This window comes from Schaalia sp. JY-X159 (assembly GCF_014525425.1).
Lineage (GTDB): Bacteria > Actinomycetota > Actinomycetes > Actinomycetales > Actinomycetaceae > Scrofimicrobium.
The window spans coordinates 428,803-445,006 of the sequence record NZ_JACEXI010000001.1 but is presented as its reverse complement, the minus strand read 5'-3'; the positions used below and the strand labels follow the sequence as shown (position 1 = coordinate 445,006).

14 protein-coding genes and 1 pseudogene are annotated in these 16,204 nt (G+C 56.5%); 11 read left to right on the top strand and 4 right to left on the bottom strand.

Features of this window, described 5'->3' with window-relative positions; genetic code table 11:
* Positions 1–24 precede the first annotated feature (24 nt).
* From IDL90_RS01980 to trpD, 5 genes are all read left to right on the top strand, one after another.
* Complete coding sequence (locus IDL90_RS01980) at positions 25–1,386, top strand: M20/M25/M40 family metallo-hydrolase (protein WP_187994139.1); 1,362 nt, start codon at positions 25–27, stop codon at positions 1,384–1,386.
* A 113-nt stretch (positions 1,387–1,499) separates the two neighbouring features.
* A complete protein-coding gene (gene erpA / locus IDL90_RS01975; RefSeq protein WP_182140731.1) occupies positions 1,500–1,853 on the top strand; it encodes an iron-sulfur cluster insertion protein ErpA in 354 nt (117 codons plus the stop codon).
* Between the two features lie 75 nt (positions 1,854–1,928).
* Positions 1,929–2,876, top strand: a complete 948-nt coding sequence (locus IDL90_RS01970) for an FKBP-type peptidyl-prolyl cis-trans isomerase (protein WP_187994138.1) — start codon at positions 1,929–1,931, stop codon at positions 2,874–2,876.
* Between the two features lie 119 nt (positions 2,877–2,995).
* On the top strand, positions 2,996–3,394 hold the full coding sequence (locus IDL90_RS01965; RefSeq protein ID WP_182140733.1) for a hypothetical protein: 399 nt from the start codon (positions 2,996–2,998) through the stop codon (positions 3,392–3,394).
* A gap of 6 nt (positions 3,395–3,400) precedes the next feature.
* On the top strand, positions 3,401–4,483 hold the full coding sequence (trpD, locus tag IDL90_RS01960; RefSeq protein WP_316930261.1) for an anthranilate phosphoribosyltransferase: 1,083 nt from the start codon (positions 3,401–3,403) through the stop codon (positions 4,481–4,483).
* A gap of 16 nt (positions 4,484–4,499) precedes the next feature.
* Here trpD and IDL90_RS01955 read toward each other — a convergent pair whose 3' ends face one another.
* Complete coding sequence (locus IDL90_RS01955; RefSeq protein ID WP_182140734.1) at positions 4,500–4,778, bottom strand: Lrp/AsnC family transcriptional regulator; 279 nt, start codon at positions 4,776–4,778, stop codon at positions 4,500–4,502.
* A 122-nt stretch (positions 4,779–4,900) separates the two neighbouring features.
* Between IDL90_RS01955 and IDL90_RS01950 the strand changes: the two are divergent.
* The 3 genes and pseudogenes from IDL90_RS01950 to IDL90_RS01940 all read left to right on the top strand — a co-directional run.
* Positions 4,901–5,644 (top strand): annotated as a pseudogene (locus IDL90_RS01950) (lysophospholipid acyltransferase family protein); the annotation flags it as partial.
* Positions 5,645–5,715: 71 nt separating this feature from the next.
* Complete coding sequence (locus tag IDL90_RS01945; RefSeq protein ID WP_182140736.1) at positions 5,716–6,939, top strand: pyrophosphate--fructose-6-phosphate 1-phosphotransferase; 1,224 nt, start codon at positions 5,716–5,718, stop codon at positions 6,937–6,939.
* Between the two features lie 5 nt (positions 6,940–6,944).
* Positions 6,945–8,351, top strand: a complete 1,407-nt coding sequence (locus tag IDL90_RS01940; RefSeq protein ID WP_223175106.1) for a class II 3-deoxy-7-phosphoheptulonate synthase — start codon at positions 6,945–6,947, stop codon at positions 8,349–8,351.
* Between the two features lie 58 nt (positions 8,352–8,409).
* Here the strand turns inward: IDL90_RS01940 and pknB are convergent, their stop codons facing one another.
* On the bottom strand, positions 8,410–10,347 hold the full coding sequence (gene pknB, locus IDL90_RS01935) for a Stk1 family PASTA domain-containing Ser/Thr kinase (RefSeq protein WP_187994136.1): 1,938 nt from the start codon (positions 10,345–10,347) through the stop codon (positions 8,410–8,412).
* 79 nt (positions 10,348–10,426) lie between these two features.
* Between pknB and IDL90_RS01930 the strand changes: the two genes are divergently transcribed.
* On the top strand, positions 10,427–10,858 hold the full coding sequence (locus IDL90_RS01930; RefSeq protein WP_182140739.1) for an Rv2175c family DNA-binding protein: 432 nt from the start codon (positions 10,427–10,429) through the stop codon (positions 10,856–10,858).
* Positions 10,859–10,875: 17 nt separating this feature from the next.
* Here IDL90_RS01930 and IDL90_RS01925 read toward each other — a convergent pair whose 3' ends face one another.
* The gene (locus IDL90_RS01925) at positions 10,876–12,030 is read right to left on the bottom strand and encodes a polyprenyl synthetase family protein (protein ID WP_187994135.1); all 1,155 of its coding nucleotides are present in this window, start codon (positions 12,028–12,030) and stop codon (positions 10,876–10,878) included.
* A 152-nt stretch (positions 12,031–12,182) separates the two neighbouring features.
* Here IDL90_RS01925 and IDL90_RS01920 point away from each other — a divergent pair, with 152 nt between their 5' ends.
* Entirely contained in the window at positions 12,183–13,553 is a 1,371-nt protein-coding gene (locus tag IDL90_RS01920) for an RNA polymerase sigma factor (RefSeq protein WP_187994300.1), read from the top strand.
* Positions 13,554–13,644: 91 nt separating this feature from the next.
* On the opposite strand, the gene IDL90_RS01915 is transcribed toward IDL90_RS01920, so the two are convergent.
* Positions 13,645–13,860, bottom strand: a complete 216-nt coding sequence (locus IDL90_RS01915) for a hypothetical protein (RefSeq protein ID WP_187994134.1) — start codon at positions 13,858–13,860, stop codon at positions 13,645–13,647.
* A gap of 143 nt (positions 13,861–14,003) precedes the next feature.
* Between IDL90_RS01915 and IDL90_RS01910 the strand changes: the two genes are divergently transcribed.
* On the top strand, positions 14,004–16,121 hold the full coding sequence (locus tag IDL90_RS01910; protein WP_187994133.1) for a type IIA DNA topoisomerase subunit B: 2,118 nt from the start codon (positions 14,004–14,006) through the stop codon (positions 16,119–16,121).
* Positions 16,122–16,204: the final 83 nt, after the last annotated feature.

Here is a 16,204-nt window from a genome sequence, read left to right as displayed (position 1 = left end):
CGCCCCGCAGAGTAGATTGGGTGCATGAACACAGTAGAAGAACTCAAGCAAAACGTTGATGCGGGAACGTCCGAGCAGATCGATTTGCTCTCAAGGATTGTCGCAATTCCATCCGTTGGTTCCGACCCTGCGCATGCTGGTGACCTTGAACGCAGTGCGGAGTTTGTTTGTGAACAGTTTGGGGAGCTTGGCTTTGACGCGCGTGTTGAGCGTGGGGAGATCTCCCCGGGTGTGCTTGGAGCCCCGGCAGTGATAGCAACGTCGGAGACAATCCCAGGCCGCCCCACTGTCCTTCTCTACGCGCACCACGACGTGCAACCCGTTGATGCCAGCCGATGGGATTCCGATCCTTTCACCGCAGAGGTTCGCGGTGACAGACTCTACGGACGTGGTGCCTCGGATGATGGTGCGGGCATCGTCGTTCACATTGGAGCATTGCGTGCACTCCAACAGCTCTCTGCAGAGCTACCAGTCAACGTGGTTGTTTTCATTGAGGGAGAAGAAGAGGTCGGTTCGCCCTCGTTCCAAAATTTCCTGCAGCAGAATCGTGACGTTCTTAGAGCCGATGTGATAGTGGTTGCGGATTCCAACAACTGGACGGTGGATGTGCCCGCGGTCACAGCATCATTGCGGGGTGTGGTGACACTGGATGTCGAAGTGCAGGTGCTTGGCCACGCAGTGCACTCAGGGATGTTTGGGGGACCGATCCTGGATGCGGTGACACTATCTTCACGTTTGATTTCCACGCTTCATGATGAAGACGGAAACGTCGCGGTAGAAGGTCTAGGAGGCAATCCTCGGGCCGAGGTGGACTGGGACGAGGGCGATTTCCGCAGGGACTCTTCCGTTATCGACGGCTACTCGCTGGCTGGAACGGCAGACCTTGCTGCCCGAGTGTGGACCATGCCAGCTATCGCAGTTATCGGTATTGATGCAACCTCGGTGGCCGACTCGGCCAACGCAATCATCCCCAGGTGCAGGTTCCGCCTCAGTGTCCGTACGGTTCCGGGAACGGATTCTGCCGAGGTCGCCCAGGCTGTGGAGCAACACCTGGTAAGTCATGCGCCGTTCGGCTGCCGGGTGACAACCAGCATTGAAGAAACAGGACCGTCATATCTTGCGGATTTGGAGTCGCAAGGAGTTTCCGACTTGCGATGGGCTCTCACCACTGCGTGGGACGAGGACGCTGTGGCCATCGGTGTAGGTGGATCCATCCCGTTCATTGCCCAGTTCGAAGAGGCTTTCCCCAACGCAGAGGTTTTGGTCACAGGTGTAGAGGACCCAGCCACAAATGCCCACTCGGAGAATGAATCGCAGTCGCTCAAGACACTGAAGAATGCGACGCTTGCTGAAGCGCTACTCTTGGAGCGACTGGGTAGCAGGTGAGTTTGCTCTGAGAGCGAACCCACCTGTCTGTGAGGCGCCCCCACCGTGACACATGAAATGGTGCCGCGTAAGGTTGCTGTGGAGGGTACGCCCGAATTACAACGGAGGTAGAGATGTCTGAATTACTAACCGATCTTCCCACGCATGAAGTCCTACTGTCGGCAAAGGCCGCTGACAAGGTACGGAGCCTACTCGAACAGGAAGGCCGGGATGACCTTAGGCTTAGGATCGCGGTTCAACCAGGTGGCTGCTCAGGTCTTATCTACCAGCTGTACTTTGATGAGCGTCTGCTCGATGGGGACGCAGTTGTGGACTTTGACGGCGTCGAGGTTGTCGTAGACCGGATGAGTACCCCGTACCTGTCCGGAGCAACTATCGACTTTTCCGACACCATTGAACGAATGGGCTTCACCATCGACAATCCGAACGCAGGCAGCACCTGCGCGTGCGGCGAGTCCTTTCACTAGACCAGGACCAGGTAGTTCAAGACCTTCTTAGTCACGCTAAGAAGGAAGCATCAGAGAATAAAGGATCTAGCAAGCATGCGAACGTCACGATCGACTGTGGTAGCAACGGCTCTTTTCTTGGCGGCAGCGCTGGGGCTTGGAGCGTGCACATCCGCCGACACTCCCAGTTCTAGCGGACAGTCGGAACAGGCTTCACAGAGCCAGGATGCCTCCGCGCCCGTTGTAGATCGGAATCCGACCGGGGACCTCCCGACGGTCAAGGGTGCGTTCGGTGAGATCCCAGAGATCACAACCGTTGATGCTGAGCCACCCACCGTCATAACTGCGCAGACCCTTGAGAAGGGCGATGGTGCCGAGGTCGGTGTCAACGATGTGGTCACCGTGAACTATGCGGGGTTCCTTTGGGACGGCGCTCCCTTCGACTCTTCGTTTGGTCGCGGGACGCCCTCAACCTTCTCTCTCAATGCGGTGATCCAAGGGTGGAAGTACGGCTTGGCGGGCACTCATATTGGTGATCGTGTTCTCCTGGTGGTTCCTGCCGAATTCGGTTACGGCGATGTTGATCAGGGTGACATTCCCGCCGGGTCTACGCTCATCTTTGTCGTTGACATTATTGACGCATTCGGCTCTGACACTGCAGCCCTCAAAGAAGCGACTCTCACTGACGCTGAGTTGCCCGATGGGCTAGTGCTTGAAGGCGACCTGGGTGAGCCACCTCTCGTGTCTTTTGAGGAAGGTTCAACGCCCCCGACAGCTGAGGAATCAGTCGTAGTTGCCGAAGGTGCTGGTCCGGTCGTTACTGCTGAGGACACCGTCATCTATCAATACGTTGGCACATACTGGGGCACGACGGAAGAGGCAGTTTCCACTTGGGATACGGGCGCGCAGGCCATAGAGGCGCAGTCGTCGCTCTTTCTTGGTGAGCGCGTTGGGTCTCGTGTGGCAATGGTGTTTCCCGCCGGCGAGGGCGAGCAGCCAGCGATGGTTATGATCGTCGACATTCTTGCTGCCTACACTCCGTGAGCAACCGATTAGGACTGGCGCGCCACTCATGACACCGTGATGCGCCATGGACGATACACTTAGAAGCGTTTGAATCCGTACTCGGCGCAGGTGCTGGGTAGGACGTTGAGGAGATACCTTTGAGCGAGCAGGTCGTTGACGTACTTATATACTCCGCAGATTCGGCTAAACGCCAAGCGGTAATCGAGGGGACAGGTGTACGTCCGGGTAGAGATTCTGCACGTTTGAACTGGATTGAGACAGCCACAGCTGCAGGCGCAATCGCCGGAGTGATTAAGCATGAGCCCCCGATCGTGGTCCTTGACGCTGAAACTCCAAAGGTCGGTGGCATGGCCGTGGCGCAGGATATCCAGAATGAGTTGGACCTTGATGTTGAGCCGATCCTGGTGCTTCTTACGGCACGACCACAGGATGATTGGCTGGCCACCTGGTCGGGAGCCGAGTTCACTGTCCATGCGCCATACGACCCCCTGACTCTGCAGACGACAATGGTTGAGGTCCTCAAGGCCGTTAGGTAGATTGCGGTGTCACTATGGGCTGACTTTGCGCCTCTCCTTGCAAAAGGGGAGAGCCTTACATATGACCAGAGTCGTGAAATGATGGCGCTGATCATGGCCGGGGAGCTGGACGAAGTCAAGCTATCTTCCTACCTGTCGATCATGGCTGTGCGTGGGATTAATGTTCGCGAACTCCGTGGCCTCGCCGACCAGATGCAGGCATCCGCGAAGCCCATCGACCTTCCAGGGCAGGTCGTGGACATCGTCGGCACGGGTGGCGATAAGGCGAACACCGTCAACATCTCCACTATGGCAGCGCTTGTCATCGCCGCTACTGGTCTTCCGGTCGTCAAGCATGGCAACAGGGCATCGACGTCCGCATGCGGGTCCGCGGATCTGCTTGAGGCGCTCGGAGTTGACCTCAATCTGCCAAGCTCGCAGATAATTGCGTCGTTTGATGTTGCTGGGATCGCATTCTTGTTTGCGAACAAATTCCACCCGAGTATGCGCCACGCAGCCCGGGTACGTCGCGACCTTGGGTTTCCGACGGCATTCAATGTACTCGGTCCATTGACTAACCCCGTGCAGCCGGTTGCATCTGTCGTGGGGGTTGCACGAGAGGATGCAGCTCCGCTGGTTGCTGGTGTGTTTGCAGAGCGCGGCACAAGTGCTTTTGTCTTCAGAGGCGCCAAGTATGGCCTTGACGAACTGACCGCGGCAGAACCGTCCCTACTCTGGGCAATCCATGGTGGGCGGATGGTCCACATGGAGATCGACCCAGCTGGAATACTTGGGCTCGACGCTTGTACCGTAGAGGATCTGCGCGGAAGCACGGCGGACGTAAACTCCCGGGTGGCTCGTCAGGTTTTCGAGGGCGCGGACGGGCCTGTGGCAGATGCTGTGGCTATGAATGCGGCGCTTGGGATCATGGCGGGACAGGCAGCCGACCTTGCATCTTCGTCACCCTTGACATCTCAAACGAACTGGCTTGAGAATGCAGTCTTCGAGGATGGGTTCAGGGAAGCGTTTAAACTTGCAAAGCAAGCCCTCAGCAGCGGGGCTACGCAAGCCAAGCTGGAGAGTTGGGTACGGGCGACTCAGGAGCAGTAGTCCGCGCCACGGTGGGCTAGTCCAACCCCAAATGGAAGGCCTCTTCGAGGTCAGAACTTGAATAGGCCCTGAAGGCCAGGTGAGTGGAGATGGTTTCCACGCCGGGAACTTTCGCAATGCCGTCCGTCACCACGCCCTCAACGTCCTCGTACTGCGAGACCTTCACCCTAGCGATTAGGTCAATATCTCCGGTAACGGAGTGAACCTCCACCACACCCGGGATATCCGCGATTGCCTGTGCTACCTCTGGGATGGACTCAACCGCACAGTTGATCATTACGATGGCCGTAATCATTGCGATCCTCTCCTTGCCTGTACTCTCGTGGCAAGCCTAATCTGGTTTTGCGGGCAACATGACGTAACGTAGGGAAGTATAGTTATTCGTTGCCACGAACCCGATCTACTTCAGGAGCGCACGTGGGTTTCTATTCTGTCTTGAAGGGTGCCGGCGCACCTGTTTTGCGGGGGGTATATCATCCGTGGATCGAGGGTGCAGAGAATATTCCCAAGGAGGGTCCCGCGATACTTGCTTCCAATCACAATGCTGTGTGGGACTCTATCTTTCTTCCCATGATGATCGAGCGGGAAGTCGTTTTCATGGGGAAGGCAGATTACTTCTCCGGCACCGGTGTTAAGGGCTGGGCGACCAAGAACTTCATGAAGGCTGTTGGAACAATCCCTGTTGACCGCAGCGGTGGCAAAGCAGCTCAGGCGGCCATGCAGGCGGGACTGGATCGTTTGGGTTCGGGGCAGCTGTTTGGGATCTATCCCGAGGGTACGCGTAGCCCGGACGGCAGGCTCTATCGAGGGAAGACGGGTGTTGCACGCCTTGCACTTGAGTCGGGTGCTCCGGTGCTTCCGGTGGCGATGATTGGCACTCATGCGGCTCAACCCATTGGCCAGAAGGTTCCTAGCAGAACGAACATCGGTGTTGTTGTCGGCGAGCCGTTGGACTTCTCCAGATACCGTGGTCTTTCAAAGGACCGCTACATTCTCCGCGCGATTACAGATGAAATTATGTACAACCTGATGTTGCTGTCAGGTCAGGAGTACGTTGACAAGTATGCCGCCGATGTTAAGGCCGAACTAGCAGCAAGTGGCGAGTTTGATGGGCCTGTACCAAACTCGGCGAAGATTGATCGTGACGCAGAGGACGGCCGGGCGTAAGAAACTCGGACAGTATAAAATGGCGTTGGCTCGGCTGCAAAGTTCTTGATGAAAGAGGTAATGAAGTGAGTGTAAAGCGTGTTGCGATCCTGACAGCTGGAGGTTTTGCCCCCTGTTTGTCCACTGCTGTTGGTGACTTGATTGAGCGTTACACGAAGGTTGACCCGAGTATTGAACTGATTGCGTACCAGCATGGCTACCACGGTTTGCTCACTGGAAACTACGTGGTTGTTGACGATGAGGCACGCGCAAACGCCAATGTGCTCAAGAGGTTCGGTGGATCTCCGATTGGTAACTCCCGCGTCAAGCTAACGAATGCGAAGGACTTAGTCAAGCGTGGCCTCGTCAATGAGGGAGATGATCCGCTAGCAGTCGCGGCGAACCAGCTGAAGGCTGACAATGTTGACGTGTTGCACACAATCGGTGGTGACGACACGAACACTACGGCGGCTGATCTTGCTGCATTCCTCCATGACAACGACTATGACCTCACTGTTGTGGGACTTCCTAAAACCATCGACAATGACGTCGTCCCGATTCGGCAGTCATTGGGCGCAGACACTGCAGCGGAAGAAACCTCGAAGTTCGCTCAGAACATTATTGGTGAGAACCGCGTTGGACCCCGCACGCTGATTATTCACGAGATTATGGGACGAAACTGCGGTTGGTTGGCGGCTGCTGGGACTCAGAAGTACCGTGCTTGGCTGGACCAGCAAGAATGGGTTCCTTCAATCGGTCTTTCTCGCGAGCGTTGGGACGTGGATGCACTGTACCTGCCTGAGATGCACCTTGACATTGTTGCGGAAGCGGACCGCCTCAAGAAGGTAATGGATGAGCGTGGTAACGTCAATATCTTCATTTCTGAGGGCGCGGGTGTTCCTGAGATCATTGAGGAGATGGAAGCGCGCGGTGAAGAGGTACGCCGGGATGCATTCGGGCACGTACGTCTGGATGAAATCAACCCTGGACAATGGTTCAGCAAGCAGTTCGCGCAGAGGCTTGAAGCCGAGAAGGTGATGGTTCAGAAATCAGGTTACTTCTCTCGTTCGGCGCGTTCCAATGCTTACGACCTCGAGCTAATCGGCCAAATGGCTGACTTGGCAGTTGAATCGGCTCTCGCTGGTGTCTCCGGCGTTATTGGTCACGATGAGGAAGATGGAGACAAGCTGAAGGCTATCGAGTTCTCCCGCATTGCTGGTCACAAAGCATTTGACATCGAACAGCCGTGGTTTGTGGAGATGATGGCGAGTATTGGCCAACCTCTAGAGCCGGCAACAGCGGAACAGTAGGAGTTTTGACCAGGCCATGGGATACGTGGCGCGCCAAGGAGGCGCGCCACCAGCCTGACTACCAGGATCGCGAAGTCCTCAGCGAAGTTGTTGGAAATCTGCGGCAGAAGCCACCGTTAGTTTTCGCTGGGGAGGTCGATGACTTGCGCTCAGAGCTGGGCGCTGCCGGACGCCATGAGTCATTTGTGCTCATCGGTGGCGATTGCGCAGAAACTTTTGCGGAATCAACTGCGAATCAGTTGCGGCTAAAGATTCAGACGCTGCTACAGATGGCTGTCGTACTCACCTACGGTAGTTCCATGCCGGTGGTAAAGATTGGCAGAATCGCGGGGCAGTATGCCAAGCCGCGTTCGTCACCCGTTGAGACTAGGGGGACAGCGACGCTCCCGTCGTACCTGGGGGATGCGGTTAACTCCTTTGAGTTCACGCCTGAGGCCCGTTTCCATGACCCGCGCCGGCTGCTGGATACCTACCACGCGTCAGCCGCGTCCCTGAACCTGATTCGCGCATTCGCCAAGGGTGGATACGCGGACCTGAGGAGGGTCCACGAATGGAACCGAGGCTTCGCCGCAAACCCGGTATTTGCTAGGTACGAGCATTTGGCGACCGAGATCAACCGTGCTGTACGGTTCATGGAGGCAGCAGGAGCCGACTTTGACACATTGCGTCAGGTGGACTTCTACTCCTCTCATGAGGCGCTGCTCCTCGAATATGAGTCTGCCCTGACGCGGATTGACTCACGCACAGGGCTTCCTTACGACACTTCCGGCCACTTCTTATGGATAGGTGAACGAACACGTGGCCTGAATGAGGCCCATGTGGAGCTGCTCAGCAGAGTTCGCAACCCAATAGGTGTAAAGCTGGGACCGACCACCACACCGGACGAGGTTTTCGGTCTCATTGAGCGACTCAATCCCGACGGGGAAGAAGGTCGCCTAACCTTCATTTCACGCATGGGTGCGGATAGTATCGAGACCAGCCTCCCGCCACTTTTGGAGGCGGCAAAGACGGACGGACGTCCAGTTACTTGGATAACGGACCCAATGCATGGGAACACCATCTCGACATCGAATGGCTTTAAGACCCGGGATTTTGAAACGATTATGCGTGAGGTGCGGTCATTCTTCGACGTCCACTCCTCTGTGGGCACGGTTCCCGCTGGCATTCATGTGGAGCTAACTGGTGCGGATGTAACGGAAGTGATTGGCGGGGCCGAAGGCCTGGACGATCTTTCGCTCGAGCAGCGTTACGAATCGCTCGTCGACCCTCGGCTGAACCATCAGCAGTCTCTTGAGATTGCATTTCAGGTTGCTGGTCTTGCTGCTGAGGCAAACGACAGTGAGCCGTATGCACCCGCGGATGCGAGCGGATTCGACGAGGACGAGTGGCAGCTGTTTGACGCTGCCCGCTAGGGCAACTGTACGTCGAGTCGGCCTGTCGGTTGCTTGGCAGGCTCTTTCGAGAACGTATTTACACGACGGTGATGGTTACTGTCGTCCCCCGGCGTGCCTGTTCTCCAGCGGCAGGGCTCTGGGATCCGACAATACTGAAGAACCCGGCAATCCTGTTGACTTCAACCACGAAGCCAGCCTGTTCAAGTAGGGCAGTGGCCTCATCTGCGCGCTTGCCATAGACATCCGGCACACTGACGAACTCAGGACCTTTTGAAACGACGATAGCGATCGCGTCCCCCCTGTGTAGGGTCTGGCCGGATACCGGTGTTTGGCTGACGACGTTGCCCTCGGCAATATCGTTGTTGTATTCTTCCGAGACTTCTGCGACAAAGCCCGCATCAGCCAGGGTTGCTTCGGCCTCAGCTCTCGGTACATTGACAATGTCCGGGACAGGGAGCGGCTCGCGCCCTTTAGACACAATCAGTGTCACGTCCTCGTCATGGCGGATGCTAGTGGTGGCCGTAGGATCACTGCGGATAACAGTGCCCGCGGCGACGTCCTCAGACCACTCCTCAGCGGTTGAGCCAAGGGAGATTCCTTCCTCTGCGAACAGGCTCTCAGCCTGTTCGGGAGTCAGGCCAGAAACCTCAGGAACGGTGAGCATCAGTACGCCTTTGGAGACGATGATCTGCACTTCAGCGGTCTTGTGAATGGGTTGGCCTGCCTCTGGGCTCGTTCTTATGACGAGGTCGGCTGGAATATCATCGGAGTTCTCGTAAGAAACGTGAGAAGCAAGGTTGAGGTCAGCCAAGCTTGCTTCGGCCTGTGCTACTGTCATCGTCGCCACGTCCGGCACCTCCAAGTAGGACCCGGGACCGTACTGCTGCCACCACCACCACACACCCAGAGCGATTGCTGCAGTAAGCAGCAAAATGGTGGTGATGATCAACCAAGTTCGAGATTTCGCTGTTAGTTGGCGGGAGTTTGGAGCGGAGACGGAACCTGATGTCTGGACCACCAGTTCTTGGACTGGCAGAACTGAAGTTCGTCCGGCTTTACCCACGGGAATCGTCATGTCATGGGGGGCATCATCCGGGGCGGTCTGCGCAACAACTGGCAAATCCCTATCCAAGATCTCTGCCGGGATCGACTCCTTCGTGTGGCGAAGAAGAGCCAGGGCATCAATGGCGCTGGCTGGGCGTTCAGCAGCTGAACGTGCGCAGAACGATGACACCAGCTCGTCGATCTCAATAGGAAGCCACTCAGTCTGCTCAGAAGGGGCAGGAATATCTTCATTAACTCTCGACAAGGCGACCTTAACGGGGTTCTCATTGCCGCCGGGTAGTCTTCCTGTGAGCATCTCGGAAAGAATGATGCCGAGGGCGAAAATGTCGGTCCTAGCATCTGACACGCCGTTGAGGGCGACCTCAGGCGCGAGATATGCGACTGTTCCCATAATCGATCCAGTAGTCGAGACACTGACTTCTGAGGCAGCACGAGCAAGACCAAAATCAACTATTCGCAGGCTCTCGTTGCTATCGACAAGGATGTTTTCGGGTTTCAGGTCCCTGTGGACGACTCCGGCGCGGTGCGCAGCAGCCAGTCCGTCGAGGATTTGTGCTGTGAAGTCAAGAGCCTTGCCAAGGGTGAGAGGACCTTCTGAAGCGAGAAATGAGCGCAGATCTGGGCCATCAACCAGTTCCATCACCAAATAGCCTTGGCCCTGCACAACTCCCTGGTCGTAGATCGGAACGATTCTGGGGTGAGACACTTTGGCCGCAGAACGCGCTTCTCTGCGGAAGCGCGCGGTGAACTGTTCTGACTCAGCAAGGTGGGGGTGCATGACTTTTAGAGCAACCAGGCGGTCGAGACGCTCGTCGCGTGCAACGTATACCGTTGCCATCCCACCGCGAGCCATTCGCGAGATCACCCGATACCGCTCGTCAATCATCATGTTAATCAACGGGTCAGCAATCTGGGTTCCTCGCTCTTCCGAGGGAAGTGTCTCAGTCATTCCGGGTCCTTATCACGCCTCGGATTCTACTTCAGGGCTGGGTGTGACCGTACCCGGCGCGCTGGACTACGCTGTTCACATGGCAACTTCCGCATCAGAATTACTAGAACGCATCCCCCATATTCCAGCCAAGGAGGCTGCTGACCGCCTTGGAGTCGAGCCAAGCCGAGTCAAGCAGCTGATCCGCGAACGCCAGATTCTTGGGTTGCGGGTGAACGGGCAGAGCTACGTCCTCGATGAAACCCTGGTGGAGCTGCCACCCGAGCGCCAACATGTGGCTGAGCTTCAACGCCCCGGCATGAAAGATCCGCGCATAATCAGAGTCACTGATGAACCCTTGCCTGCACTGCGGGGAACAGCGCTGCTGCTTGAGGACGGCGGATACTCCTACGAGGAACTTGTCGACTGGATCTGGAGGGACAACCCGTGGTTGCAAGGCCGTCCCATCGACCTGCTGAGAAGCGGCGCACACAAACAGGTTAACAAGGTGGCGGCAACGGAAGCGTGGTGACCCCGGGGGTCCTGGGCCTATTTGGAGCGGCTCGTCACCATATCCACGAGGTAGGTGAGCAGCATCTTGGCGGGTGCGGGAAGAGGCGCCGCAGCAAGGACGTCTAGCGCTTCTTGCACATAGTCTGCGATCAGGTCTTCGTGAGGGTCATTGCCGTGCTCACGCAAGATGGCGTGGACCTCATTGATCTCATCAGAGTTCAGGGTGCCCCTGTGATACAAAGCGTTGATTCGTTCTCTGTCTTCGTGTGGTGCCAAACCGAGTGTTAGAGCCAAGAGGACAGTCCGTTTCCCCTCGGCGATGTCACCGCCCGTTGGCTTGCCTGTCTCATCAGGTTCCCCGAACGCACCAAGAGCATCATCGCGAAGTTGGAAGGCAATGCCCGCAGGTTCCAGGACGCCTTCAAGGACGTCCATCAGAGCCGGTGAGCCGTTGGCAGCAGTGGCGCCAAGAACTGCTGGATACATCACTGAGTAGCGAGCAGATTTGCGACGAACAATATCAAGTGCATGGCTAACCGAAGAGATGGTCTCTCTTGCTTCTGTGTGTTCGAGGGGACGGTAGGACACGCTGGTGTCAGCCCACTGGCCCATGGCGACCTCGCCAGTCATGAGGGTGAATCGCCGCAGAAGTTGAGGTGCGGTGGAAGATGTGCAGTATGTGAGGGCGTCGGACAGCGCATAGTGGGCTGCAGACATGAGGAAGTCGCCAGCCAGCACCGCACCGTCCCTGCCAAAGTCTCGAGCGCTACCCCAAAGTCCTTCCGTCGCGTGGAGCGTTGCAAATTGGATGTGAGGGGAGGGGTTTCCACGCCGGGTGTCAGCGTCATCAAGGAGGTCGTCATGGACGAGAGCGGATGCTTGGTAGAGCTCAAGGGCGGTCATTAGCGGCACGATCCGCGGGTCGCCTGCCGCCTCGGTGATGAGTGCTGCAGGGTCACTATCTCTCTCGGCTTGCATCGACATTGCGCATGCAGCCCCAATCGCTCCGCAGAGCGCACGGAAGTGCTTTCCCCCACGCACAGACTGGAGTATGGGAGCCCAAGCACTGGCTGCGGGAGGAAGGGAAACCTGCTGGTAGAAGGCTTCTGCACTGGTGACGACGGCATCCTCGATACCCGCGTGCAGACCTTCGAGGGCAGTGTAGATCTCAGGTGAGCCTGGAGAAGTCATGTATTTCCGCTCTAGCTAACGCATCTCTACTACGCTATGCGCATAGTTTGTCGAGGCTGTTATAGGTTGTGTGATTATAATTGTACGAGTCTTCTGCCTCCCGGGGAGGCGCATACTTCCAAGAATTCCTTCAGAAAGGCTCCTGCGTGTCTATGGCTCCGGATGCTCAATCTAAAACACCTGTAAAGACTACTCGAAAGTCGACGACGTCTGCCAGCAAGGCTAAGAAGCCGGCCGCAGCCGTGGCTGAGAAGGCAGCCCCCGTCAAGAAGGCTGCACCCGCTAAGAAGGCAGCCCCCGTCAAGAAGGCTGCACCCGCTAAGAAGGCAGCCCCGGCTAAGAAGGCAGCTCCGGCAAAGAAGGCTGAAAAGATCCCAGCTGACGTAGAGGAGCTAGATGAGGATCTGGTCCTTGATGAAGACGAAGCCGTCGAAGTCGAAGTAGAGGATGAGTCTGACGAGGTCGAGAAGACGGGTACAGATGACGAGGGCGAAGATGACAGTGACGATGACGAAGGGAAGCCGAAGGCTCCAGCAGCGCCGATCAGAGGGTTCCTAGTTTCAGACTCTGATGAAGCCGATGAGCCTGTACAGCAGGTAACTGTCGCCGGTGCGACTGCGGATCCTGTCAAGGACTACCTGAAGCAGATCGGTAAGGTTTCGCTCTTGAATGCTGAGCAGGAAGTGGACTTGGCTCGGCGCATCGAGGCGGGTCTTTATGCGGACTTCAAGCTTAAGGAAGACGGCGAACTCATGAGTTCGCGTGAGCGGCGGGAGTTGACGCAGCTTTCTGCCGACGGCCAGAACGCTAAGAACCACCTTCTTGAGGCAAACCTGCGACTGGTGGTATCGCTGGCAAAGCGTTACACAGGCAGGGGAATGCAGTTCCTTGATCTGATCCAAGAGGGCAACCTTGGCTTGATTCGTGCAGTTGAGAAGTTTGACTACATGAAGGGATACAAGTTCTCCACATATGCCACCTGGTGGATTCGTCAGGCGATTACGCGGGCCATGGCTGATCAGGCAAGAACAATCCGTATCCCGGTTCATATGGTCGAAGTGATCAACAAGTTGGCTCGGGTCCAGCGTCAGATGATGCAGGATCTAGGTCGCGAACCCACACCCGAAGAACTTGCTTTGGAGTTGGACATGACTCCGGAGAAGGTCGTAGAGGTGCAGAAGTATGGTCGTGAACCAATTTCGCTTCATACTCCGCTGGGCGAGGACGGGGATTCGGAGTTCGGTGACCTGATCGAAGACTCCGAGGCGGTAATTCCGGCCGATGCGGTCTCATTTACTCTTCTCCAAGAACAGCTTCATCAGGTGCTTGACACGCTCTCAGAGCGTGAGGCCGGAGTTGTTTCCATGCGATTTGGACTTGGAGATGGTCAGCCGAAGACACTGGATGAAATCGGCAAGGTCTACGGGGTAACGCGGGAGCGGATTAGACAGATCGAGTCTAAGACAATGAGCAAGTTGCGTCATCCTTCACGTTCACAGGTGCTGCGGGACTACTTGGATTAGGACTAGAGAGAACAAAGGTGGGGCCTGTTCGAAATGCTCGAACAGGCCCCACCTTTGTTATCGACTTATTCAAGCCGCTCGCACTGAGCCCCTAAGAGTCCATGATTTCACGGTCATCTTGAACAAACAGCGCGACTGAAGAGAGTGTCTCAATGTGGCGGCTTGCGTGGTGAGCGCAGAAAAGGAGTTCCGATGCAGGAAGGACCGCCCGGACCCATGCGCGAGCTCCGCAGGAGTCACAGCGATCAAGTGCGGTGAGATCCCTACGTTCAGCCGAGGGGAACACCTCGGGGAGTGATGGAGTCATAGTTGAAACTGTCATAGCTACATAAAAGCACGACCAGCCGAAAAAACGCAGTGCTGTTCCACTTCTTTCGCCGATGGCACAAGGCATTGGGTTCGACGGCGGGGGAGTCGAGAGCAACGCTCGATTGCTTCTATGATCTTCAAGTGAGTTCGAAACAGACAAAGGCACAAGCGAATGAGTACTCTGCACGGCATCTGTCCGTACTAGAGGGACTCGAAGCCGTGCGTAAGCGCCCCGGTATGTACATCGGATCAACCGATGAGCGCGGGCTGATGCATTGTGTTTGGGAGATCGTTGACAACTCGGTGGATGAAGCACTGCAGGGGGAGTGCAGCCGGATCGAAGTTATACTGCACGCTGACCGCTCTGTATCTGTCATGGACGACGGGCGTGGGATCCCAGTGGACACGGTCCCGGGAGTGGGCCTGTCTGGAGTGGAAGTTGTCTTCACCAAGCTGCACGCGGGCGGCAAATTTGGGGGATCTTCGTACACATCGTCCGGAGGTCTGCACGGAGTAGGCGCCTCAGTGGTTAACGCACTGTCGGCCCGCCTTGACGTCGAAGTTGATCGTGGGGGGAAGACCCACAAGATGAGTTTCCAAAGGGGCGAACCCGGAAAGTTTTCCGATGGGCCACACCCTCACCCAAACTCTCCATTCACACCGTTCCAGGACGCACAAACCATCGAGGTCGTAGGTAAGGTTCGCAGAGGAGCCACCGGTACCAGGGTGCGCTTCTGGCACGACTTCCAGATCTTTCCAGAGTCCGAAGCATTCTCTTGGGATGCGCTGGTTTCAAGAGGGCGCCAAACGGCGTTCTTGGTTCCCGGGTTATCCATTGTCTTACGCGACGAACGCGATCCCGAGTACCTCCAAGAGGAATTCTGCTACGAAGGTGGCATCTCTGATTACGTAGAGTTCCTGGCAGTCGATCGTCCCGTCACGGATATTTGGCGAATTACTGACTCTGGTACGTACGAAGAGACTGTCCAGCAGCTGGGCGACGACGGGCACCTTCGCCCAGCAACAGTACAGCGCACCTGTGAGGTCGACGTCGCGCTGAGGTGGGGGGTTGGGTACGAAACGTCCTTGAAGTCTTTCGTTAACATCATTTCCACACCCAAAGGTGGAACACATGTTCAAGGTTTTGAGCAGGCTCTACTCAAGGTATTCCGCAGTCAGATCGATAAGCAGTCACGCCGCCTCAAGTTAACGGCCAAAGATGGTCGTCTCGAAAAGGACGATGTGATGGCGGGTCTGACTGCAGTAGTCACAGTTCGTCTGCCTGAGCCACAGTTTGAGGGACAGACCAAAGAGACTCTGGGGACACCGCAGGTTCGCCTAGTCGTGTCACGCGTAATCTCGAAGTGGCTTGAGGACAAACTTGCGAAGTCTGGACGTGCCGACAAACAGGAGAACCAGGCACTAGTTGAGAAGCTGGCCGGTGAGATGAAGGCGCGCACCTCAGCGCGGCTTCACAAGGAAATCTCCAGACGCAAGAATGCGCTAGAGACTTCTTCACTACCGGCCAAGCTGGCAGACTGCCGCACGACTGACGTTGCGCGTAGCGAACTGTTTATCGTTGAAGGTAACTCCGCACTGGGGACAGCCAAAGCTGCACGCTCATCAGAGTTTCAGGCACTGTTCCCAATACGTGGCAAGATCCTCAATGTCCAGAAGGCATCCACATCCGACATGTTGGCCAACGTGGAGTGCTCAAGCTTGATCCAAGTGATCGGTGCTGGCTCAGGTCGAACATTCGACATTGATGCTGCGCGCTACGGGAAGATCATTCTCATGACGGATGCCGATGTTGACGGAGCACACATTCGCACATTGCTCCTTACCCTGTTCTTCCGTTATATGCGACCACTTGTTGAGGCCGGGCGTGTGTTCGCGGCCGTTCCGCCTCTCCACCGGATCGATGTTCCGGGCCGCGGCAGAGCGAAGCCGGAGATTATCTACACCTATTCTGAGGCGGGCCTGCACGAGGAGCTGCGGAAGCTGTCGCAGCAGCGTAGAAAGTACAAGGAACCAATTCAGCGTTACAAGGGGCTCGGAGAGATGGATGCCGACCAACTCGCTGAGACAACCATGGATCCAGGCTCGCGACGTCTGCGCCGGGTGACCCTTGGAGACGAAGAAGCTCTGCGCGAAGCGGAGAGCGTATTTGAACTTCTCATGGGATCAGTTGTAGCACCGCGAAAGCAGTTCATTGTAGACGGTGCACGCTCGGTTGTTCGTGATCGAATAGACGCTTGAGAGTCCCTGACTCGACGTCGTTTCTTCACCGCGCCTCACGCTACTTCAGCTTTCCAAGTTGCCATCCTGCTGCATATGGCCGT

What these genes read in the sequence shown, in the direction of transcription:
- IDL90_RS01980 (WP_187994139.1), top strand. Translation starts at nt 25, where the DNA reads ATGAACACAGTAGAAGAACTCAAGCAAAACGTTGATGCGGGAACGTCC.
- erpA (WP_182140731.1), top strand. Translation starts at nt 1,500, where the DNA reads ATGTCTGAATTACTAACCGATCTTCCCACGCATGAAGTCCTACTGTCG.
- IDL90_RS01970 (WP_187994138.1), top strand. Translation starts at nt 1,929, where the DNA reads ATGCGAACGTCACGATCGACTGTGGTAGCAACGGCTCTTTTCTTGGCG.
- IDL90_RS01955 (WP_182140734.1), bottom strand. Translation starts at nt 4,778, where the DNA reads ATGATTACGGCCATCGTAATGATCAACTGTGCGGTTGAGTCCATCCCA.
- pknB (WP_187994136.1), bottom strand. Translation starts at nt 10,347, where the DNA reads ATGACTGAGACACTTCCCTCGGAAGAGCGAGGAACCCAGATTGCTGAC.
- IDL90_RS01930 (WP_182140739.1), top strand. Translation starts at nt 10,427, where the DNA reads ATGGCAACTTCCGCATCAGAATTACTAGAACGCATCCCCCATATTCCA.
- IDL90_RS01925 (WP_187994135.1), bottom strand. Translation starts at nt 12,030, where the DNA reads ATGACTTCTCCAGGCTCACCTGAGATCTACACTGCCCTCGAAGGTCTG.
- IDL90_RS01920 (WP_187994300.1), top strand. Translation starts at nt 12,183, where the DNA reads ATGGCTCCGGATGCTCAATCTAAAACACCTGTAAAGACTACTCGAAAG.
- IDL90_RS01915 (WP_187994134.1), bottom strand. Translation starts at nt 13,860, where the DNA reads ATGACTCCATCACTCCCCGAGGTGTTCCCCTCGGCTGAACGTAGGGAT.